Genomic DNA, 19,009 nt, shown 5'->3' on the forward strand with positions numbered 1-19,009 from the left:
AGAAAAGGCCGCCCCTTTTGGGGAAAGGGGCGCCGGGCTATTCCGTCCTAGCGATTTCCACCCAAGGCAGCGGCGTCCACCACCGGCACCACGGTGAGGGTGCCTGTCCGCGCACTACCCACGGCGAAAACCGTGTAGGTTTTGCCGCTCTCCAGCGTGACACCGGGTAGCTCAAGGGCCACGGTGGCCGTTCCCGTCACCCGGACCTCGAGGTCGTACGTTCCAGCGGCCACCACCAGGTACTGGCTGGCCCGGGGGAAGGGCAGGTTAGGGAAAAGAACCGGGCCCCCTTTCACCGCCACGTCCACCGCTGGGGCGTCCGGGGAGGTGTGCACCACCCGCACCCGGGCAAAACCGGCCCGGGGGAAGAGGCCAGCTAGGGCATCGGTGTAGACCTGCGGCCGGATATTGGCCAGGAAGCCTGTGGCGGCCACGGTGTAATAGATGCCTTCTTTGAGGTCCAGCTCGGCATCTATGACCACGGGGGCCTCCTGTCCAGCGGGGACCACCTGGACCCGTACCCGGGCTGCGGGTAGGGGGATATAAGGGGTAACCTCCTTAAAGGCCAGGCCGGTTATGGCCCGCTGCCCGTTTACCAACACGTCCACGGCCGGGGCATCCGGGGACAGGTGGGCTACCCTCACCATAGCCCCCTGGGCCAGGCCTAGGCCCTGGGTCGCTACCGCCATCGCCAACAGAAAGAGGATCTTTTTCATGCGATTACCTCCCATAGCAGTATCGGGTTTTGCCGGCCGTATAATCTTTGTCCAAGATACAAATAGCTTTCGCGCCCCTTCCCTAGGGAAGGGGCGGAGGACTTTTGCTGGGTTAAAGGGGCTTGGCCGCCTGCATCTTGGCGTAGAAGGCGTGGGTTAAGGCGATGGCCAGAGCATCCGCCAGGTGGCTGGGTTTGGGGGCTTCCTTGAGGCCTAGGATGCCCCGCACCATCAGGGCCACCTCCTCCTTCCCCGCATGCCCATGTCCGGCCAGGGCCTGCTTCACCTGCATGGGGCCATAGGCGTAGACGGGAACCCCGGCCTCAAAGGCCGCCACCAGCACCGCCCCCAGGGCCCAGCCCACCTTGTAGGCCAGCTCGTTTTGCCGGTAGAAGTACTGCTCCTCCACCGCCAGGGCTTGGGGGTGGAAGCGAATGAGGGCCTCCTTCACCCGGGCGTGGATGCGGCCCACCCGTTCCTGGGCGGGTTCCTTATGGGAAGTCCGCACCACCTCCCCGTGGAGGAGACGGGCCTTGAGGCTTCCCTTGGGCTCCACCTCCACCACCCCCAGGCCCAGATGGGTGATGCCGGGGTCTATGCCCAAAACCACCATGCCCTAGGGGCCTTAGTTGCCCTTTCTGGGAGGGTAATCCGCATCCCCGTAGCGGATGAAGGCGGGGATGTCAAAGTTGTAGGGGTCGGCGTGGGTGGGGAAGTCCACCGGCCTAAGGGGTTTGGGTACCACGGTGCTTTCCCCAAAGCCTGCGGCGATCAGGATCACCCTCAGCTCATCCTGGGCCCGTTCATCGTAGGTGACCCCATAGAGGATGTCCACATCCTCGTTGCCCGTGGCCTCCCGCACCCGCTCCACCACCTCTGCGGCCTCCATAAGGGAGAGATCCTCTGAACCCACCACGTTGAGGAGAAGCCTTTTGGCGCCCTCAATGGAGCGTTCCAGGAGGGGGCTATGGGTGGCGGTCTTGGCGGCCTCCTCCACCCGGTTCTCTCCCCGACCTGCCCCAATGCCCATGAGCACCTGGCCCGCTCCCTCCAGTAGGGTTTTTACATCGGCGAAGTCCACGTTGATGAGGCCCGGGAGGTTGATGACGTCGGTGATGCCCTTGACCCCGTGGTAGAGCACCCGGTCGGCGATGAGGAAGGCATCCCTTAGGGTCACCTTCTTGTCCACGGCGGCGAGGAGGCGGTCGTTTTGCACCACCACCATGGCATCCACCCGTTCCCGAAGGCGCCTGATACCCTCTTCGGCGGCTTTTAGGCGCTTGGGGCCCTCAAAGCTAAAGGGCCGGGTGACCACGGCCACGGTGAGGGCCCCAAGCCTTTTAGCGATATCCGCCACCACCGGGGCGCTTCCGGTTCCCGTCCCGCCCCCCATGCCCGCGGTGAGAAAGACCAGGTCGGCCCCGTCCAGGGTCTCGCCGATAAGGTCCTCGGCCTCGAGGGCCGCCTTCTCCCCAATCTCGGGGTTGGCTCCAGCCCCAAGGCCCCGGGTGAGCTTCTCCCCCAGCTGGATGCGCACGTCCGCCAGGCTTTTGGCCAGCACCTGGGCGTCGGTGTTGGCGGCGATGAACTCCACCCCCATGAGCCCCGCCTCAATCATGCGGTTCACCGCATTGTTCCCCGCTCCCCCGAGACCGATGACCTTGATGACGGCTCCTTCCATCTCTGCCTCCTCTTCCCAAACCGAAATCAGAATAGGTTGTTCAGAATCTCCTTGATCCGCGCCCAAAGGCCCTCACCCTTCGCCTTTTCTTCACGCTTTTCCCTTCTTTCCCTGGCCCTTCGGGGCTCGGGTGCGGGCATGGGCAAGGTGGTGGCGTAGCGAACCAGGCCCACGGCGGTGGCATGGCCAGGGGTGGCCACCACGTCGGTGAGGCCGGAAACCCCAAGGGGCTTGCCTACCCGTACGGGAAGGCTATACTGCTGCCTTGCCAGGAGGTCAAAGCCCTTAAGGAGAGCGCTACCTCCGGTGAGGATGACCCGATTCACCTTGATCTCCAAGGGCCCTAGGGCCTCGTCCACCGACTGGCGGGCCAGGTGCAGAATCTCCCGCAAACGGGGGCGGATGATCCGGGCCAGTTCAGGAGCGGGTACCTCGCCCAAGGACCCACCTTCCTGATTGATCTCCAGCACCAGTTCGGGATCAGCTAGTTCAGGCAAGGCGGCCCCGTACTTGCGCTTCACCCTTTCCGCCTCCTCAAAGGGGATCTTCAGGAGCTGGGCGATGTCCTGGGTCACGTGGTCCCCACCCAGGGGCAGCACGGAGGAGTGGGCCAGACGGCCTTCGCGGAAGACGGCCACCTCGGTGGTGCCCCCGCCCACGTCCAGAAGAAGGACCGTCATGTGTTCCTCTTCGGGGCCTAGCACGCCGAGGCCGCTGGCCAGGGGTTGGGCCACCAGGGCCTCGATCTCCAGCCCAGCATCCTCCACCGCCCGGCGCAGGTTGGCCAAGGGTCCCCGGCCTGCGGCCACCAGGTGCACGTCCACCTCGAGGCGCACCCCGGCCATGCCCACGGGATCCCGGATCCCCTCCTGGCCGTCCACCTTGAACTCCAGGGGAAGGGCATGGAGGAGTTCCAGCTCGCTGTCAAAGGGATAGGCCTTGGCCTGCTCTATGGCCCGCTCCACGTCGGCCATGCCGATGCTTTGGCCTCGGCGGATGGCGGCTAGGCCATGGCTGGTCACGCTTTTCAGGTGAGGGCCCCCCACTCCGAGGATGACCCGCTCCACCTTGACCCCCGCCACCCGCTCCGCCTGGTGCACGCTTTGGCGGATGGCCTCCGTGGTGCGCTCCAGGTTAACCACCACGCCCCGCTTCAAGCCCTGGGAGGGCACGCTGCCCTCGCCGATGATGTCCAAAACGCCGTCGGGGGCCAGTTCCCCGATCACGGTGGTGACCTTGCTGGTGCCGACGTCCAATCCAGCGATAATCATGGGCTTTCACTCACCCCCCAAGAATACAGGTAAACCTTCCCCTTTGCTCGGCCCGCCTGGGCATACTCTACTAGAAGTCGAGCCTCCGGAGCAAAGGCCACGCCCTGCGGTGTTTCCACCCAAAACCCGGCGGGGGTGTAGCGCAGCCGGGTGGCCTCGGGGTAGGCGCGGGCCAGGGCCAGCAGGTCCTGGACGGGCAGGGGGCCTTGGCCCTCCACCTGGGGACCCTTGGCCACGTGGGCCCCTCCGGGAAGCACCGTCCCGTCGGTGGCCAGGGCGTTGCCGTCCGCCAGGGGGAGGAGGGGTTCCCGCTCCCTCAGGATCAGGCGGACCTCCCCTATCCGGGGCTTCTCCAGCCGGACTTCCGCCACCCAGGGGTCCTTACGGAGGGCCTCCAGGCGGCCATTCCCCACCCAAAGCCAGGGTTCGCCGGCATAGAGCCGGGTGCGGGCCAGGATCTCCTCTTTTTGGAGGTGGCGGTTGCCTTCCACCACCACCTTGTCCACGGGGAAGAGCACCAGGCTGGCCACGTAGAGGGTGGCGGCGAAAAGGGAGGCCAGCACAAGCTTCATCCTTACCATCCTAACCCCCCGGTGTGAAAAATCGGATAAGGGTTACGGCCATACCTCCCACTCCAGCTCTAGGGGCAGTTCCTCCTGGATGCGCTTAAGGAGTTCCAGCACGTCCTTGGCGGTGGCTTGCCCGAGGTTAACGATAAAGTTTCCATGTTCTAGGGATACCATGGCGTCGCCCACCCTTAAGCCCTTGAGCCCCCTCTCGTCGATGAGCCGGCCCGCGGAGTGGCCCGGTGGGTTTTTAAAGGCGCAGCCGGCGCTTTTGCGCTTGGGTTGGCCTTTTCTGGCGGCGTCCACCTCGGCCATGCGCCGCCTTATCTCCTCCAAGGGGCGTTCCTTGAGCCTCAGGCGCACCCGGGTCACGATCCCTCCCTGAGGAAGGCGGCTTTGCCGGTAGCCGAAGCCCAGCTCCTCAGGGAGATAGATGTGGAAGCGGCCTTCGTGGAAGATCTCTACCGCTTCCAGGGCCTCCGCCATCTCCCCGAACCGGGTCCCCGCATTCATCTTGACCGCACCCCCCACCTGGGCGGGGATGCCGAGGAGGCCCTCCAGGCCGGAAAGCCCTTGGCGGGCTGCTTCCTGCACCAAGAGGGGAAGGAGGACCCCCGCCCCCACCCAGCCCTTTAGGTCGTAGGTGGCAAACTCCCCAGCCAGACGGATGACCCTTTCCGGGACCCCTTCGTCCATCACCAGCAGGTTGGAGCCATTGCCTAGAATCCGGTAAGGGGCTTCCGTGGCCTGTAGGAGGTCCTCACGGGTCTCCACGGTCCAAAGCTCCGCTGGCCCTCCGATGCCCAGCGTAGTGTAATCCTTAAGAAGAACCCGTTCCACCCTCATGCGCAAGCCTCCAGGCCAGCTCCGTCACATCCCCTGCCCCCAAGGTAAGCCAAAGGTCCTTTGGGGTGGCGCTGGCTTGGGCGTAGGCCAGGGCCTCCTCCTTTTCCAAGAAGCGGGCGTTCGTTCCCAAGAGGTGGAGGCGCTGGACAATCCTTTGGGAAAGTTCCTCGGGGGAGAGGCCCACCCTTTCCCCGGCGGTGTACACGGGAAGCACCACCACCTCCTCCGCCAGGGCCAGGGCCTCGGCGAAGTCCTGCCAAAGCTCCAGGGTACGAAGGAGGCGGTGGGGTTGGAAGAGGACCCGCACCCGCCGCCCCAAAAGCCTGGCCGCTTCCAAGGTGGCCCGTACCTCCGTGGGATGGTGGGCATAGTCGTCCACCACCCAGGCCCCCCCCACCTCGCCCACCTTTTGGAAGCGCCTTTCCACCCCCGGAAAGCGGGCCAGGCCCTCGAGGATGGCCCCCGGTTCCACCCCGAAGGCCAAGGCGGCCAAGGCAGCGGCCAGGGCGTTTTTCACGTTGTGCTGGCCGGGAACCTGCAGGCGAGCTTCCCCCAAGGCCTCTCCCCGGTAGACCAAGAGGAAGCGGCTCCCGTGGGGGCTAAGCTCCAGCCCCTCGGCCCAAAGATCCCCTCCTTCCCCGAAAAACCTTCGGGGAAGCCCCTGGGAAAGCCGGCGTAGCCTGGGGTCAAAACTGGGAAGGATGGCCAAGCGGGCCTTCTCCAGATACCCCCGCATGGCCTTCTCCAACTCCTCCAGGCTTGTGTGGTAGTTGGGGGCCCTTTGCCCGGGGGGGGCGATGTGGTCCGCCTCCAGGTTGGTGGCCACAGCGATATCCACCCGCACCTCCCGGAAAAGGGGGTCGGACTCGTCCACCTCCGCCAGGCGGGGGCCAAGGCCGAAGCGGGCGTTGCCGGGAAGGAGGGAGAGTTCACCCCCGAGGAGCACCCAGGGGTCCAGCCCCGCAGCCAGGAGGATGCTGGCCAGCATTCCCGTGGTGGTGGTCTTGCCGTGGGTGCCGGTGACGCCCAAGGAGGGTGTTTGCCCCAGGAGATGGGCTAGAAGTTCCATCCTGCGCAAGACCCCCATTCCCCTGCGCCGGGCCTCGGCCACCTCCGGGTGGTCCAGGGGAATGGGGGTGGGGACCACCAGGGTATCCTCCCCTTGGAGGTGGGCCGGATCATGGCCCCTATGGACCGGGACCCCCAGGCTCTCCGCCCGCCGGCCGGGAGCCAGGTCGCACCCGGTTACCTCTATGCCTTCCCCCAACAAGAGGCGGGCCAAGGCGCTCATGCCCACCCCCTCGAGGCCCATAATGTGTACCCGCTTCATAGGAACTCCTCCAACCAATCCGCCAGCCTTACCGCCGCACCCTCAGGGGAAAGCCGGGCCATGCCCTCCCGGTAGGGTTCGGGATGGGCCACGATCCTTTCCACCTGCTTGCCCAGCTCGGCCAGCTCCCCAAGCTCCGCCCCCCCCGCCTTTTGGTAGGCGTGGGCGTTGGCTACCTGGGCGCCCCCGTCCAGGCTGGGGGAAAGGGGAAAGAGCAAGGCGGGCAGTCGGTGGTAAGCGGCCTCCGCCAGGGTGCCCGCCCCGGCCCGGGCGAGGAGGAGGTCGGCGGCGCTCATGGCCAGGGGAGCGTCCACGAAACCCGCGATCCGATAGCCCGCTGCTTCCAGGTGCCGGTAGCGCTCCACCCAGCGCTCGCCCACCTGGTGGAGCACGGGAAGGCCCAGGGGCTTCAAGAGGGGCGGAAGCTTTTCGTTGAGTTCCAGGCTCCCTTGGCTTCCCCCCAGGACGAGGAGGAGGGGTTGGTCCTGGGGAAAGCCTAGCCGGGCCCTGGCCTCCCCTTTGGGGTAGCGCACCTCCCGCACGGGGTAGCCCGTGACCCGGGCCTTGCGGGCCAGCCTAAAGTCCAGGGGCACGGGCACGGATAGGGCCAGCCCCTGGGCCAAGGGCGCGAGGAGGCGGATGGCCAGACCTAGCTTGGCGTTTTGTTCGTGAAGGAGGACGGGAATCCCCTTGAGCTCCCCCACCATGGCCCCGGGAAACCCGGCGTACCCCCCCGTGGAGAGGATGGCTTGGGGTTTTTTCTCGCCCAAAAGCCGCCAGGAGGCCTTGAGGCCTTGGAGGAGTCTCCAGGCTTCCTGGGCGCGAAGGGCGCTGCGGTCCAGCTTGCCTGTGGGAATCAGGGCGTGGGGAAGGGAGGTTTGCGGGAGGAGGCGGGCCTCGAGGCCCCCTTGGCTTCCCAGGTAGAAGACCTCCCGGCCCCGTTTCCTGAGCTCCTCCGCCACCGCCAAGGCGGGGAAAAGGTGTCCCCCGGTTCCACCCCCGGTCAGGAGGACCACGGCTGCACCCCCTTTCGCGGCGCTTCCCGGGCCAGGCGCATCATCACGCCCACGGCGAAGCCGGAAACCAAAAGGGAGCTTCCCCCATACGACACCAGAGGAAGAGGAACCCCCGTGACCGGCAGAAAGCCCACGGTAACCCCGATGTTGAGGGCAGCCTGCAGGGTGAGGTCAAGGGTAAGGCCCAGGGCCACCAACCCCAGGGGCCCGGGGAGCCTAAGGGCCAGGGAAAGGCCCCGGGCGAAGAGGAGGAAGTAAAGCAGGAGGACCATGAGCCCTCCCAGCCAGCCGGTGGCGAAGACCACGCTGGCGAAGACCATGTCGTTGTGGGCCTCGGGCAGGTGGGGCAGGTTGCCCGAGGGACCCTGGCCAAAGGGGCCGGCCAGGACCAAGGCCTTCTGGGCCTGGAGGACTTGGTAGGCGGTCTGGGTGGGGTTGGCTTCTCCCTGAAGATAATCCAGGAAGCTGGTGAAGCGTTCGGAGACGTAGCGGAAGCGGGCTAAGTAAACCCCGGAAAAGGGGGCCAGGGCCAAGGCCCCTGCCAGGCTTACCATGATGAGCCGCCGCCAGGGCACCCCCGCCAGGATGAAGAGGAGGGCCCCCAAGGTGACCAGGAAAAGGGCGGTGGCAAAATCGGGTTCCACCAACACCAGGCCTGCGGTGAGGCCCACCAGGGCTGCGGCCCCCACGATGGGGTAGTCATTCCCCTTCCGCCCCACAAAGGAGGCCAGGTAGAAGACCAGGGCCACCTTGGCCAGTTCCGAGGGCTGGAAGTTCAAAGGCCCCAGGTCCAGCCACCGCCGCACCCCGCCCGGCCCGTTGCCCACGAAAAGGACCAGGAGGAGAAGGCCCAAGGTGGCCAGGAGGAGGAGGCGGGCGTGGCGAAGAAGCTTCTCAGGAGGCAGGACGAATCCCAAAGCCAGGGCAACTAGGGCCAGGGCGATGCGCAGAAGATGGTTCGGGAGAAGGTCAGGCTCGGCAACCCCCACGCCCAGGAGGCCGAAGGCCAGGAGGAGAAGGGTGCTCAGGAGGAGGATGGGGTCCATGGCTCACCTCCCAGAGCATAGACGGCCTCCCGGAAAGCCTGGGCACGGTCCTGGTAGTCCTTGAACTGGTCAAAGCTGGTCGCTAAGGGGGCTAGGAGAACGCTCCCTTTGTCCAGGCGCTTGAGGGCTTCCGCCACCGCCCGTTCCATAGCCTTGCGGCCATCCGCCTCGAGGATGGCCACCACCTCCACCCCGTCCCCCAAGGCTTGCGCCATCTTGGGACCATCCCGGCCGATGGCCAGCACCACCCGTACCCGGGAAAGCAAGGGGCGCAAGGGGCCTAGGTCCGCCCCCTTGTCCTCCCCCCCCAGGATCCAGGCAATGGGCGAGGGGGCGGCTTCCAGGGCCGCCTGGACGGCGGGGGTGCGGGTGGCGATGGAGTCATCGATAAAGACCACCTCTCCCTTGCGGGCGAAGGCCTGAAAGCGGTGGGGAGGCGAGGGAAGGGTCCTTAGGCTAGCCTTCAGGGCCTCCTCGTCCAAGGGCTTTCCCAGTAGCTCCAGGTAGGCCCGGGTGGCGGTGAGGGCCGCTTGCAGGTTGGTTTCCCTAGGGCTTTCGGCGGGCAGGAAGGGGTAGAGCCGGGCGGGGGAAGCCTCGGCCGCCTGGCGCACCCGGGGGTCTTCCTGGTTGTACACCAAGGCATCCCCTGGGGTCAGGTTTTTGAGGAGGTTGAGCTTGGCCCGGTGGTAGGCTTCCAGGCTCCCGTGCCGGTCCAGGTGGTCCACCCCCAGGTTGAGGAGGACCGCCACCCGGGGGCGAAAGGCATGGATCCTTTCCAGTTGAAAACTGGAAAGCTCGGCCACCGCCACCTCGGCTTCGTCCACCACGCTCACCAGGGGGGGGTCCACGTTGCCGCCCTCCAAGGCCTTCAGCCCTTGCCCCCTTAGCAGGTGGGCAGTGAAAAGCGTGGTGGAGGTTTTTCCGGCGGTACCGGTGATGCCGATGATGGGGGTGGAAGAGAGGCGGTAGGCCAGCTCCGCCTCCCCGAGGATCCGGGCCCCGCGTTCCCCCAAGGCCCTCAGCCGGGGATGGGAAAGGGGTACCCCGGGGGCGGCCACCACCTCGCGGTAATCCCCTTCCAACTCCCAGTCGGGGGTGAAACCCAAGGCCATGGCCTCTTGGACCTCTTCTACCTTCGGGTGGTCGTCGTAAAAGCGGGCGGGAAGGCCCCGTCTTTTTAGGTAACGCAGCACCCCAAGCCCGCTTCGCCCAAGGCCGTAGACCAGGATCATGCCCCACCTCCCATAAAGGCCAAGGCGGTGGCCAAGGCGGTGAGGATGGCGAAGCGGAAGACGATCTTGGCCTCCTCCCAGCCGGATAGCTCCAGGTGGTGGTGCAGGGGGCTCATGCGCAGAAGCCGCCTTCCCGTCTTGCGAAAGTAGAGGACCTGGATCACCACCGAGAGCACCTCCAGCACGGGCACGATGGCCGCCAAGGGTAGGAGCCAAAGCTTGCCCGTGAGGGCGAAGAGCCCCGCCACCATCCCCCCCAGGGCCTGGCTTCCCGTGTCCCCCATGAAGACCTTGGCCTTGGGGGCATTGTGCCAGAGGAACCCCAAAAGGCTCCCCAGGAGGGTTTGGGCGAAGGGGTAGGGGTAGAAGGGGAGGAGGAGGATGGTGGTGATGCTGGCCAAGAGCCCGTCCAGGCCGTCGGTGAAGTTGAAGGCATTGGCTGCGCCCACCACCGCCAGCAGGATGAGAACCACGTCCAGGATAGGCCAAGGGGTGTAGGCCACCTGCCGCACCGCCCAAAGGGCGAAGACCAGGGCCATGAGGGTTTGCAGGGCCAGCTTTTCCCGCGCCCGCAGGGGGCGGGCCAGGCTTCCCCCTAGGTCGTCCAGCAGTCCAAGAAGGGCAAAGCCCAAACCCAAAAGCCAAAGGCCAAGGAATCCATCCCTCCCCAGAAGCCAGTAGGCCAGGAAAGCGGCCAGGAGGAAGGCCACCCCTCCCATGCTGGGGGTACCCTCCTTGGCCAGATGGCTTTGGGGCCCATCCGCACGCACCTTCTTGCCTAGGCCCAGGCTTCTCATGAATACGATCCAAACCGCCGTGAAGAACCAGGAGAGGAGGAGGGCTAGGGCCATACCACCTCCTTGCAGGAGGCCGTCCGCATGCTGGGAACGAGGTAGAGGGTTTCCTCCCAGGTGGCGACATCTTGGGCTTCCGCCACCGGTTTGGCCCCCTCGGGCCGTACCACATAGACCCGGTTTCCTATAAGGGCCACCACCCCGCAGATCCCTGCCTGGGCCTTGCGGGCGGGGTGGGGGAGGGAGAGCCTGTGCCCATCAGGATAGAAGTAGGCTTCCTCTCCCAGGGCCACCACCCGTCGCTCCCAGACCACCACTTGCTGGAAAGCGCCTTGCCTGAGGAGCTCCCCTTCCCGGTAGAGGCCGGTTTTTCCCACCCAGAATAGCCCTTCTTCCGTCCAGACGCCATCCCTTGCGGGATAGGGAAGGAGGTTTCCCTCCGCATACACCGCTTCCCCCAGACCCACTACCCCTTTCCCCCCCGAGGCCCTTAGAAAGCGGGGGACGCTGGGCAGGGGTAGGCTTTCCAAGTGGCCGTCCTGGTAGCGTAGGAGTTGGTAAGGGTAGGCGGCGTAAAGGCTGGTGGCGTCGGCATCCAGGAAGAGGGGAGATCCTGGCAGGGCCACCTGGAACCGGCCCGTGACCAGGCCCCCTTGGGCAAACCCTCCGGGATACGGCAGCACCGGGGGTGGGGCCTGCAAGGGGGCACAGGCGGGAAGCAGGGTTAGGGGAAGCAACGCCGTCAACCGTCCCATAGTTCCAAAAGCCTTTCCAAGCCCACACCTCTTGAGGCCTTCAGATAGACCAGGTCGCCGGCCTGTACCCTCTCCTTGAGCCACAGAAGGGCCTCCTCGAGGGTTTCCACCGCCTCGCCGCCCAGGGCCGCCTGGGCCTTGGCGTAGCTTCCCACGTAAAGGGGGCTAAGGCCCAGCCGCAAGGCTTCCTCGGCCACTTCCAGGTGGAGCTTCAGGGCTTGGTCACCCAGCTCCAGCATCTCCCCCAGCACCGCCCACTTGCGCCCAGGCTGGGCGGCAAGCCAGGCCAGCCCCGCCCGCACCGACAGGGGGTTGGCGTTGTAGGCGTCGTTCAAAAACACCACTCCGTCCTTCTCCCGCCGCTCCATCCGTCCAGGGGGGAGGACCAAGTGAGCGAGGCGCTCGGCCACCTCCGTGGTATCCTGGCCCAGGACCTCCGCCACCCCCAAGGCAGCCAAGGCGGCCAGGGCCGGGCCCATGCCGGGATAGGGCACCCGCACCTCCCAGGGGCCGTAGCGGAAACGGCTTTCCGTGGGGAGGAGCCGCAAGTCCTCTCCCCGGAAGGTGGCCTCGCCAAAGCCGTAAGTGGGGAGGTCCTGGTCCAGGCCAAAGCGGCCCAAAACCTCAGCCGCTTGCAGGCTCACCACGGCCTGGGGAGCGGAGAGGAGGCCTACTTCCTCCCGCACCACCCCCTCGAGGCTGCCAAAGGCCAGAAGGTGTTCCTCCCCTAAGGCGGTAAGCACCGCAAGGTGTGGCTTGGCTAGGCCCATGAGCTCGGCCATTTCTCCCACCCGGTCCACCCCCAGCTCCACCACGCACCCGGGGGCCTTTGGGTCAAGCCCCAGGAAAAAACGGGCCAGGGGAGGGGCCGTGTTCTGGTTTCCCTGGGGCGCAGGGAGGCCGAGGGCCTGGGCGATGGCCTCCTTGGTGGTGGTTTTACCGGAGCTTCCCCCCACGGCCACCACCGTTCCCGGAAAGAGGTCCCGCAACCTTTCCCCGAGGGCCAAAAGGGCCCGGTAGGTGTCCTTTACCTCCACCGTGGCCGGTCCGGGTTGGTCGGAGAGGACCAGGTGGGCGCCTCTAGCTAGGGCTTCTTCCGCAAACACCCGGCCATGGGTGTTCCTTCCGGGTAACGCCACAAAAAGGCTTCCCGGCTGGACCTCCCGGCTGTCCCAACGGAGGTCGTGGACGGGTTTTCCGCCGGGGTGAAGCCTTCCCTTTGTGGCCCCGGCCACCCATTCCGGCGTTATTTCCCTAACATGATGTACATACACAAGCTACTCACCGCCCTTCAGCATAGGGGGGTACGCCGCGGTATGCCAAGAGCCCGGCGGCCACCTCCCGGAAGATGGGGGCCGCCACCTGGCTGCCGTAGACCTCCCCCTTGGGGTAGTGGATGGCCACCACCACGGTGTATAGGGGCTGGTCGCCGGGTACGAAACCGGCAAACCAGGCGGTAAAGACCTCCTGGGAATAGCGGCCATTCACCACCACCTGGGCCGTGCCGGTTTTCCCCGCCAGGGGATAGCCGGCAAGCCGGGCCCGGGGCGCAAGCCCCTCCTGTAGGGCCTGGCGGATGGCCCGAGCGGTGGCCTGGGAAAAGACCTGTTCGGACCTCGCTTCCTGGTGGGTAAAGAGCCGGGGGGAGCGGTAGGTGCCATCAACCAAGGCGTTAAAGGCGGCTGCCAGGTGCAAGGGGGTTACCAGGAAACCCTGGCCGAAGCTGTGGTTGGCGTAGGCGGCGGGGCTCCAGGCGTTAGGGGGGTTAACCACCGGAGCGGCCACCCTTACCCCGGGGAGGGGAGAGGGATCGGTGAGGTGGAGCCTCTCCATGTACCGGTAGAACACCTGCTTGGGCAAGGCCTCGGCCAGCAGGCTGATTCCCACGTTGGAGGAGTAACGAAGCACCTCGGCCAAGGTGAGGACCGGGGGATGGGGGACGGCGTCCCGGATGCTCCATCCGTCCACCACCCGGTGCATGGGGGCTTCCACCCGGGTGGCCAGGGTGGCCTTGCCCTCTTCCAGGAGCATGGCCGCGGTGAAGGGTTTCATGGTGGAGCCCACCTCCAGGGGTACCAGGAAGGCGTGGTTTCGCCAGGAAACGTCCTTGGCCGGGTCCTTCCTGGGCGCTAAGGGGTCAAAGGCGGGCCCGTTGGCCACGGCCCTGAGATTCCCGTCCCGATCCATGACCACAAGGGCGCCGAAGGCTCCCCGGCTTCGCGCTAGCCCTTCCCATAGCGCCCTTTCCGCCATGGCCTGGATCCAGGGATCCAGGGTGAGGGTGAAGGACCGGCCCGCCTCGAGGGCCGCGTTTAAGTCCCGCTCCAGCCCCTCCAAGCCCCGGCCCGAGCCCCGTTCCCCAAAGCCCAAAAGTTGGCTGGCGCTTGTCCCCAAGGGGTAGTAACGCCCCTCCTTTAGGCTTAGGGCCAGGGGGGTACCGTCCTGGGCGTAGAGGGTACCCCTGAGCCCAGGGGCTGGAGGTGGAGGCGTGAGGATCCTGGGGGGATGGGTTACCAGGCTGTAGAGCCCTAGGGCGAAGAGCACGAGCCAAAGGGCCAGCCCTAAAAAGACCCAGGATACGCGGCCTAGGCTTAGGGTCACCGCACCCACCTCCCCTGGCTCATGGGCAGGAATCCCTCTTTCTTAGCCCAGGAGAGCACCCGGTGGGGCTGGTTAGCTTGCCACCTTTCCTTGAGCAGGGCTTCCTCCTGGATGCCCAACTTGGCCAACTCCTCCTCCATCTTGGCCAGGTGGGCCTTTTCCAGCTGGTTGCGGTGGCCCAGGGCGAAGACCAAAAGGAGGGCCAGGAGGTAAAGGAGGCCGAAGCGCAGGGCTGTGGCTGGGCTTCCCTGGAGGCGCATCAGGCCACCTCCTTTTCCGCGGCCCTGAGCTTGGCGCTGCGGGACCGGGGGTTTCCGGCTATCTCCTCGGGGCTCGGGGTGATGGGCTTTTTGGTGAGCACTTTCAGGTTGCTTTCCTTCAGAAAGCGCTTTACCAGACGGTCTTCCAGGGAGTGGAAGGTAATGACCACCAGCCGTCCCCCAGGGGCCAGGACCTCCTCGGCTTGCCTGAGGAATTCCTCCAGCGCACCCAGCTCGTCGTTCACGTACATGCGAATGGCTTGGAAGGTCTTACGGGCGGGGTGGCCGGCCTTGCGGAAGCCCACCGCCTGCCGCACGGTCTCGGCCAGCTCCAAAGTGGTGCGGATGGGGGTTTTGCGCCTTCTTTCCACGATGGCCTTGGCGATGCGGTAGGCCTGCTTCTCCTCCCCCAGGTCCCGCAAGATGCGGTGGAGGTCTTCCAAGGGCAGGGTGTTCACCACCTCGTAGGCGGTGGGGCCTTCCTCCCCCATGCGCATGTCCAGGGGGCCTTCCTTCTGGTAGCTGAAGCCCCGCTTGGGATCTTCCAGGTGGAAGCTGCTTACCCCCAGATCCGCCAGGATGCCCGCCACCTGGTTAACCCCGGCCTCTTCGAGGACCTCCTTTAGGTGGCGGAAGTTGCGCTGAAAGACCCTAAGCCCAGGAAGGTTCAGGGTCCTTGCCCGGGCCACGGCCTCGGGATCCTGGTCCAGGCCGATGACCAGGCCCCCCCGCTCCAGGATGCCCTTGGCGTGCCCGGCTCCCCCCAAGGTGGCGTCCACGTAGACTTCTCCAGGGCGAATCTGAAGCCAATAGAGAGCCTCTTCGTACAGAACGGGAATGTGCTGGGTAATGGCGTTCATAATCTCCTATCCAATAAGTCCTCGCAAGGCCTCGGGGGCCGGTGGGTTTTGCATGATCTCCTCTATGGTCTTCCACCAGCGCTCCTGGCTCCAAATCTCCAGCCTCCCCGGGGCTCCGGCGATCACCACCTCACCCCCTTCCTGGAGGCCGGCGAACTGGCGGAGGGGAGGGGGAATCAGGACCCGGGAAGCATTGTCCATGCGGGTCTTATAGGCTCCGGAGTAGAAGAAGCGCACGAAGGCCCGGGCCTGGGCGTCGGTGAGGGGGAGGTTGACCAGCTGCTCCTCAATCTTCCGCCAGCGATCGGAGGGGAAGACATAGAGGCACCCCTCCATCCCCCGGGTGAGCACCAGGCCGTCCTCGAGGAAATCCCGGAAGGGGCCGGGGATCACCACCCGCCCCTTGTCGTCCAGGCTGTACTGGTACTCGCCGAAGGGCATTTCCCACCTGGTCCCACCCTCTGGGGCTTTTGGAGGTTCGGGTTACCCAAAAGGTCCTTACCCACAAGAGGGTTTTCCTTAGGGAGTATAGCATAGATCTCCCACAGTTTTCCACCATCTCCCACCCTGGTCCCACTTACGTCCCACTCTTGCCACCAGAAAAAACCCCAAGCCGAAGCTTGGGGAGCCCCAGGACAGGGCGTAAGCCGGGTTCTGTTTTCGGCGGTCATCTCTCTGGGACCGGCGTCGCCGCCGGCCTCAAGCAGCCCATCCCAGGGGTTCTGGCGGGCCGGGCAAGCCCTTCCCCTCTACTGGGCCTTGCACCGGGTGGGGTTTGCCGTGCCGCCCCTGTTGCCAGGAGGCGCGGTGGGCTCTTACCCCACCGTTTCACCCTTGCCCGCACCAGGCCTAGCCTGGCCGCTGGCGGTCTTTTCTCTGTGGCACTTTCCGTCGGGTTACCCCGCCCAGCCGTTAGCTGGCACCCTGCCCTATGGTGCCCGGACTTTCCTCACCCGGGAGGTTCGGCTCCCGGGCGCGACCGCCCCCCTGTCCTGGGGCATCCTCCATTCTAGCCCGGTTTTGGGGTAAAGTGAAGGGGTGCGGGTTCCTTGGTATTGGCCCTTAGAGCAAAGGGGGGTGTAGGGGGTTATAATCCCCCGGTTTTTGGACCGGGGATACATGGGTCAGCGAAGCTACATTAACTCCCCCACGTGTCCCGCAGAGGCACATGGCACATTTTGTGGTAGGTGTGCTATGATATGCCCGTGGACCGGAAGCACCGTCCACCCGTGGCAGAGCTTGAGCATTGCGCTCGCCTGCCGATACGGAGTCAAGGTTTTTTCTGGGCTCGGACGGAGCCTTCAGGGATGGGCACTGTGCAAGCAGTCTCATCATTCCTGAGAAGCCTCGTTCTTCAGAACGGGGAGTCGTCACTGCTCCTTCTCCTGGCCTTGGTGGGGCTTGGGGTTTTGGGGGTGATCTGGCTTCTTATGGCCCTGGCCGTAGGCCTCGGGGCGGCTTGGGTGGCCTGGGAGCGCCTCCGCCGAAGTCTCTTCGGCCCCAGGTGGCGGCGTCTGCCCCCGCCGTAGGCTTGCGGCAAGCCAGGGCAAGGGTTAAACTAGGAGGCGGTTTTGCGCACGGCCAAGACCGTGCGAAAGGAGGCGAAACGTGAAGGAAGGCATCCACCCCAAGCTGGTTCCCGCCCGCATCATCTGCGGTTGCGGCAACGTCATCCACACCTACTCCACCCGGCCCGAAATCCACGTGGAGGTTTGCAGCCACTGCCACCCCTTCTTCACGGGGCAGCAACGCTTTGTGGACACGGAAGGCCGCGTGGAGCGTTTCCAGCGCCGTTACGGGGATTCCTACCGCAAGGGGCGCTGAGGCTACGCTTACGTTGGGGAAAGACGAGGCCCTTCGGGGCCTCGTTTCCTCTTCCTAAAAGCTTCAGGAAGAGGGTTTCCTTGCTTGGTCCTCCCTGGCGTACCTCCAGGGGAAGCTGGGCCCAGGGGTCCTAATGGCCCCCGGGAGCAGGCGGTCTTCGCCCTCGGGCAGCTGCCTGCCTTCTGGGCCGGGGCCAAGGTGGCCTTCTGCCGCATGCCCTGGAGGTGCTGGTGGACACCTTGACCTGAGGTTCAGGGGCGTGGCCTGGGGTTACCCTATCCCCGGGTAAAATCCAGGGCAGGATGCCTCCGGTAGTGCACCGCCAAGGTTGGATTGAGGTCATAGCCGGGCCCATGTTCTCCGGCAAGAGCGAGGAGCTCATCCGCCGGGTCAAGCGGGCCCTTATCGCCCGGCAGCGGGTTTTGGTGTTCAAGCCCAGGCTGGATACCCGCTACCACGAAAGCCAAGTGGTGAGCCACGACGGCCAGCGGGTGGAGGCCATCCCCGTGGGCGAGGCCAGGGAAATAGAGGCGTACCTATCCCCCTGGCCCCAGGTGGTGGCCGTGGACGAGGTGCAGTTTCTGGATGCCGGCCTTTTGCCCTTGGCGGAGGGACTGGCCCGGCAGGGGGTGCGGGTGATCCTGGCGGGGCTGGACCTGGACTTCCGTGGGGAACCCTTTGGCCTCATGCCGGAGCTTCTGGCCCGGGCGGAGTTCGTGGAGAAGCTCACCGCCATCTGCGCCCAGTGCGGAGCCCCGGCCACCCGTACGCAGCGCTTGGTGGACGGCAAACCGGCCCGGTACACGGACCCCATCATCCTGGTGGGGGCCAAGGAGCACTACGAGCCCCGGTGCCGGGCCTGCCACCAAGTGGACTACTGAGAGAGGGGCAGGCTGGCCCCCTGGCGCTTTTTAAAGCGGACCTCCAGAACCCCCTGGCGCAGGCTGGCTTGGGCGGTGCCTTCCTCTATGGGCCCGGGGAGGTCCAGGGTACGGCGGAAGGTGCCCATGGGCCTTTCCTCCAGGAGGTAAACCCCAGGCGAGGGGTGGCGGATGCCCGCCAGGGTGATGCGGCTTCCCTCCTCCAGAAGCTCTAGGTCTTCGGGACGCACGCCAGGTAGGTCCACCAACAGGATATAGTGCTCCTCGTCTTCCAGGAGGTCCACCCTAGGGGTCCAGGCGGCGGGTTCCTCCCCGGTGAGCTGGTAGGCCAGCTCGGCGATGCGCTCCTGCAGCTCTTTTAGCTTACGCAGGGTTTCCAGGCGGTCTAGGCGCTCCAGCATGCCCTTAGCATAAGGGATGTGCAGGCGATACCGGTTCTGGCGGGGCCTACGGGAAGCGGTAAGACCCTCCTGGCCTTGAGGCTTGGGGAGGAGCTTCCCCTCGAGGTGGTTTCCGCCGACGCCACCATGGTCTATCGGGGTCTGGACATCGGCACGGACAAACCCACCCCGGAGGAGAGGCGGAAGGTGCCCCACCACCTGGTGGACATCCTGGATCCCTCGGAGGTCCTGAGTGTGGTGCGCTGGGTGGAGCTGGCGGAAACGGCCATCGCCGATATCCTGGCCCGGGGAGGCATCCCTTTGGTGGTGGGGGGGACGGGGTACTACATCCGGGCCCTTTCCCAGGGGCTTCCCACCCTGCCGCCACCCGATCCCCAGGTGCAGGAAGCCCTTTGGCGGGAGCTGGAGGAAAGGGGTCTGGAGGCCTTGGTGGCCGAGCTTTACCGGATGAGCCCGGAGGATGCCCTGCGGGTGGATAAAAACCCCAGGCGGCTGGTGCGGGCCTTGGAGGTGGTGAGGCGCACGGGAATCCCCCCTGCCCGCTTTCCCCCTCGCCCGCCCCGGTTTGCCTACAGGAAGCTGGTTCTCTGGCCCGAGCGCGGTTGGCTTTTCCCCAAGCTGGAGGAAAGGGCCAAGCGCCAGTTCGCCCGGGGCTTGGTGGAGGAGGTAAAGGCCCTTTTGCAGCGGTACCCCACCATGCCCACCGCCCTCCAGGCCATTGGCTACAAGGAGGTGGTGGGGTACCTGAGGGGGGAGTACGGCCTGGAGGAAGCCCTGGCCCGGGATATCCAGGCGGTGAAGGCCTACGCCAGGCGGCAGTACACCTGGTTCCGGCGCGAGCCCGGCCACGTCACCTACTTGCCGAGGGGTGGGGAGGAGGCCTACCTAGGTTTTCGCGACTGGCTTAACCTTCACTTCCGGCTATAGTA

The 19,009-nt window shown here is 65.7% G+C and carries 22 protein-coding genes and 1 other RNA gene; 4 read left to right on the forward strand and 19 right to left on the reverse strand.

The window, feature by feature from the left end:
- Nucleotides 1-47 precede the first annotated feature (47 nt).
- The 18 genes from L0D18_RS00890 to rnpB all read right to left on the reverse strand — a co-directional run bounded on the left by L0D18_RS00890 (nucleotide 48) and on the right by rnpB (nucleotide 15,969).
- Nucleotides 48-716, reverse strand: coding sequence for a DUF4397 domain-containing protein (locus L0D18_RS00890; RefSeq protein WP_243026781.1), 669 nt, complete (start codon nucleotides 714-716; stop codon nucleotides 48-50).
- Between the two features lie 112 nt (nucleotides 717-828).
- Nucleotides 829-1,329, reverse strand: coding sequence for a crossover junction endodeoxyribonuclease RuvC (gene ruvC, locus L0D18_RS00895; RefSeq protein ID WP_243026782.1), 501 nt, complete (start codon nucleotides 1,327-1,329; stop codon nucleotides 829-831).
- 12 nt (nucleotides 1,330-1,341) lie between these two features.
- Nucleotides 1,342-2,397, reverse strand: a complete 1,056-nt coding sequence (ftsZ, locus tag L0D18_RS00900) for a cell division protein FtsZ (RefSeq protein ID WP_243026783.1) — start codon at nucleotides 2,395-2,397, stop codon at nucleotides 1,342-1,344.
- A gap of 26 nt (nucleotides 2,398-2,423) precedes the next feature.
- Nucleotides 2,424-3,668 (reverse strand): cell division protein FtsA, encoded by a 1,245-nt coding sequence (gene ftsA / locus L0D18_RS00905; RefSeq protein ID WP_243026784.1) that lies wholly within the window; start codon nucleotides 3,666-3,668, stop codon nucleotides 2,424-2,426.
- Nucleotides 3,665-4,249: a cell division protein FtsQ/DivIB gene (locus L0D18_RS00910; protein ID WP_243026785.1), complete on the reverse strand. Its 585-nt coding sequence runs from the start codon at nucleotides 4,247-4,249 to the stop codon at nucleotides 3,665-3,667. The genes ftsA and L0D18_RS00910 overlap by 4 nt, the downstream gene beginning before the upstream one ends.
- A gap of 33 nt (nucleotides 4,250-4,282) precedes the next feature.
- On the reverse strand, nucleotides 4,283-5,080 hold the full coding sequence (locus L0D18_RS00915; RefSeq protein WP_243026786.1) for a UDP-N-acetylmuramate dehydrogenase: 798 nt from the start codon (nucleotides 5,078-5,080) through the stop codon (nucleotides 4,283-4,285).
- A complete protein-coding gene (gene murC / locus L0D18_RS00920; RefSeq protein ID WP_243026787.1) occupies nucleotides 5,055-6,410 on the reverse strand; it encodes a UDP-N-acetylmuramate--L-alanine ligase in 1,356 nt (451 codons plus the stop codon). The genes L0D18_RS00915 and murC overlap by 26 nt, the downstream gene beginning before the upstream one ends.
- Nucleotides 6,407-7,426 (reverse strand): UDP-N-acetylglucosamine--N-acetylmuramyl-(pentapeptide) pyrophosphoryl-undecaprenol N-acetylglucosamine transferase, encoded by a 1,020-nt coding sequence (locus tag L0D18_RS00925; RefSeq protein ID WP_243026788.1) that lies wholly within the window; start codon nucleotides 7,424-7,426, stop codon nucleotides 6,407-6,409. Before L0D18_RS00925 ends, murC begins: the two co-directional genes overlap by 4 nt.
- A complete protein-coding gene (locus tag L0D18_RS00930) occupies nucleotides 7,414-8,472 on the reverse strand; it encodes an FtsW/RodA/SpoVE family cell cycle protein (protein WP_243026789.1) in 1,059 nt (352 codons plus the stop codon). Before L0D18_RS00930 ends, L0D18_RS00925 begins: the two co-directional genes overlap by 13 nt.
- Nucleotides 8,451-9,704, reverse strand: a complete 1,254-nt coding sequence (locus tag L0D18_RS00935; RefSeq protein WP_243026790.1) for a Mur ligase family protein — start codon at nucleotides 9,702-9,704, stop codon at nucleotides 8,451-8,453. Before L0D18_RS00935 ends, L0D18_RS00930 begins: the two co-directional genes overlap by 22 nt.
- A complete protein-coding gene (locus L0D18_RS00940; protein ID WP_243026791.1) occupies nucleotides 9,701-10,555 on the reverse strand; it encodes a phospho-N-acetylmuramoyl-pentapeptide-transferase in 855 nt (284 codons plus the stop codon). Before L0D18_RS00940 ends, L0D18_RS00935 begins: the two co-directional genes overlap by 4 nt.
- Nucleotides 10,546-11,253 (reverse strand): hypothetical protein, encoded by a 708-nt coding sequence (locus tag L0D18_RS00945; protein ID WP_243026792.1) that lies wholly within the window; start codon nucleotides 11,251-11,253, stop codon nucleotides 10,546-10,548. Before L0D18_RS00945 ends, L0D18_RS00940 begins: the two co-directional genes overlap by 10 nt.
- Entirely contained in the window at nucleotides 11,241-12,488 is a 1,248-nt protein-coding gene (locus tag L0D18_RS00950; protein ID WP_243026793.1) for a UDP-N-acetylmuramoyl-tripeptide--D-alanyl-D-alanine ligase, read from the reverse strand. Before L0D18_RS00950 ends, L0D18_RS00945 begins: the two co-directional genes overlap by 13 nt.
- 46 nt (nucleotides 12,489-12,534) lie before the next feature.
- On the reverse strand, nucleotides 12,535-13,863 hold the full coding sequence (locus tag L0D18_RS00955) for a peptidoglycan D,D-transpeptidase FtsI family protein (RefSeq protein ID WP_423247879.1): 1,329 nt from the start codon (nucleotides 13,861-13,863) through the stop codon (nucleotides 12,535-12,537).
- The gene (locus tag L0D18_RS00960) at nucleotides 13,851-14,114 is read right to left on the reverse strand and encodes a hypothetical protein (RefSeq protein ID WP_243026794.1); all 264 of its coding nucleotides are present in this window, start codon (nucleotides 14,112-14,114) and stop codon (nucleotides 13,851-13,853) included. The genes L0D18_RS00955 and L0D18_RS00960 overlap by 13 nt, the downstream gene beginning before the upstream one ends.
- Nucleotides 14,114-14,974 (reverse strand): 16S rRNA (cytosine(1402)-N(4))-methyltransferase RsmH, encoded by an 861-nt coding sequence (rsmH, locus tag L0D18_RS00965; protein ID WP_243026795.1) that lies wholly within the window; start codon nucleotides 14,972-14,974, stop codon nucleotides 14,114-14,116. The genes L0D18_RS00960 and rsmH overlap by 1 nt, the downstream gene beginning before the upstream one ends.
- Nucleotides 14,975-14,980: 6 nt before the next feature.
- On the reverse strand, nucleotides 14,981-15,415 hold the full coding sequence (mraZ, locus tag L0D18_RS00970) for a division/cell wall cluster transcriptional repressor MraZ (RefSeq protein ID WP_114313287.1): 435 nt from the start codon (nucleotides 15,413-15,415) through the stop codon (nucleotides 14,981-14,983).
- Between the two features lie 186 nt (nucleotides 15,416-15,601).
- Nucleotides 15,602-15,969: RNase P RNA component class A (gene rnpB, locus L0D18_RS00975), an RNA gene on the reverse strand.
- A gap of 312 nt (nucleotides 15,970-16,281) precedes the next feature.
- Here rnpB and L0D18_RS00980 point away from each other — a divergent pair.
- The 3 genes from L0D18_RS00980 to L0D18_RS00990 all read left to right on the forward strand — a co-directional run bounded on the left by L0D18_RS00980 (nucleotide 16,282) and on the right by L0D18_RS00990 (nucleotide 17,679).
- Nucleotides 16,282-16,503, forward strand: coding sequence for a hypothetical protein (locus tag L0D18_RS00980; RefSeq protein ID WP_243026796.1), 222 nt, complete (start codon nucleotides 16,282-16,284; stop codon nucleotides 16,501-16,503).
- A 79-nt stretch (nucleotides 16,504-16,582) separates the two neighbouring features.
- Nucleotides 16,583-16,798 carry a 50S ribosomal protein L31 gene (gene rpmE / locus L0D18_RS00985; RefSeq protein ID WP_243026797.1) on the forward strand — a complete coding sequence of 72 codons (216 nt, stop codon included), beginning with the start codon at nucleotides 16,583-16,585 and terminating at the stop codon, nucleotides 16,796-16,798.
- A 302-nt stretch (nucleotides 16,799-17,100) separates the two neighbouring features.
- Nucleotides 17,101-17,679, forward strand: a complete 579-nt coding sequence (locus L0D18_RS00990; protein ID WP_243026798.1) for a thymidine kinase — start codon at nucleotides 17,101-17,103, stop codon at nucleotides 17,677-17,679.
- On the opposite strand, the gene L0D18_RS00995 is transcribed toward L0D18_RS00990, so the two are convergent.
- On the reverse strand, nucleotides 17,673-18,080 hold the full coding sequence (locus L0D18_RS00995) for an Hsp20/alpha crystallin family protein (RefSeq protein ID WP_243026799.1): 408 nt from the start codon (nucleotides 18,078-18,080) through the stop codon (nucleotides 17,673-17,675). The two genes, L0D18_RS00990 and L0D18_RS00995, sit on opposite strands and share 7 nt — an antisense overlap.
- Before the next feature lie 18 nt (nucleotides 18,081-18,098).
- On the opposite strand from L0D18_RS00995, the gene miaA reads away from it, so the two are divergent.
- Complete coding sequence (miaA, locus tag L0D18_RS01000; protein ID WP_243026800.1) at nucleotides 18,099-19,007, forward strand: tRNA (adenosine(37)-N6)-dimethylallyltransferase MiaA; 909 nt, start codon at nucleotides 18,099-18,101, stop codon at nucleotides 19,005-19,007.
- The last annotated feature ends 2 nt before the right edge of the window (nucleotides 19,008-19,009 follow it).

It is taken from the genome of Thermus albus, from assembly GCF_022760855.1.
Taxonomy (GTDB): Bacteria; Deinococcota; Deinococci; order Deinococcales; family Thermaceae; genus Thermus; species Thermus albus.

What these genes read in the sequence shown, in the direction of transcription:
- L0D18_RS00890 (WP_243026781.1), bottom strand. Translation starts at nt 716, where the DNA reads ATGAAAAAGATCCTCTTTCTGTTGGCGATGGCGGTAGCGACCCAGGGC.
- ruvC (WP_243026782.1), bottom strand. Translation starts at nt 1,329, where the DNA reads ATGGTGGTTTTGGGCATAGACCCCGGCATCACCCATCTGGGCCTGGGG.
- ftsZ (WP_243026783.1), bottom strand. Translation starts at nt 2,397, where the DNA reads ATGGAAGGAGCCGTCATCAAGGTCATCGGTCTCGGGGGAGCGGGGAAC.
- ftsA (WP_243026784.1), bottom strand. Translation starts at nt 3,668, where the DNA reads ATGATTATCGCTGGATTGGACGTCGGCACCAGCAAGGTCACCACCGTG.
- L0D18_RS00910 (WP_243026785.1), bottom strand. Translation starts at nt 4,249, where the DNA reads ATGGTAAGGATGAAGCTTGTGCTGGCCTCCCTTTTCGCCGCCACCCTC.
- L0D18_RS00915 (WP_243026786.1), bottom strand. Translation starts at nt 5,080, where the DNA reads ATGAGGGTGGAACGGGTTCTTCTTAAGGATTACACTACGCTGGGCATC.
- murC (WP_243026787.1), bottom strand. Translation starts at nt 6,410, where the DNA reads ATGAAGCGGGTACACATTATGGGCCTCGAGGGGGTGGGCATGAGCGCC.
- L0D18_RS00930 (WP_243026789.1), bottom strand. Translation starts at nt 8,472, where the DNA reads ATGGACCCCATCCTCCTCCTGAGCACCCTTCTCCTCCTGGCCTTCGGC.
- L0D18_RS00935 (WP_243026790.1), bottom strand. Translation starts at nt 9,704, where the DNA reads ATGATCCTGGTCTACGGCCTTGGGCGAAGCGGGCTTGGGGTGCTGCGT.
- L0D18_RS00940 (WP_243026791.1), bottom strand. Translation starts at nt 10,555, where the DNA reads ATGGCCCTAGCCCTCCTCCTCTCCTGGTTCTTCACGGCGGTTTGGATC.
- L0D18_RS00945 (WP_243026792.1), bottom strand. Translation starts at nt 11,253, where the DNA reads ATGGGACGGTTGACGGCGTTGCTTCCCCTAACCCTGCTTCCCGCCTGT.
- L0D18_RS00960 (WP_243026794.1), bottom strand. Translation starts at nt 14,114, where the DNA reads ATGCGCCTCCAGGGAAGCCCAGCCACAGCCCTGCGCTTCGGCCTCCTT.
- rsmH (WP_243026795.1), bottom strand. Translation starts at nt 14,974, where the DNA reads ATGAACGCCATTACCCAGCACATTCCCGTTCTGTACGAAGAGGCTCTC.
- mraZ (WP_114313287.1), bottom strand. Translation starts at nt 15,415, where the DNA reads ATGCCCTTCGGCGAGTACCAGTACAGCCTGGACGACAAGGGGCGGGTG.
- L0D18_RS00980 (WP_243026796.1), top strand. Translation starts at nt 16,282, where the DNA reads ATGGGCACTGTGCAAGCAGTCTCATCATTCCTGAGAAGCCTCGTTCTT.
- L0D18_RS00990 (WP_243026798.1), top strand. Translation starts at nt 17,101, where the DNA reads ATGCCTCCGGTAGTGCACCGCCAAGGTTGGATTGAGGTCATAGCCGGG.
- L0D18_RS00995 (WP_243026799.1), bottom strand. Translation starts at nt 18,080, where the DNA reads ATGCTGGAGCGCCTAGACCGCCTGGAAACCCTGCGTAAGCTAAAAGAG.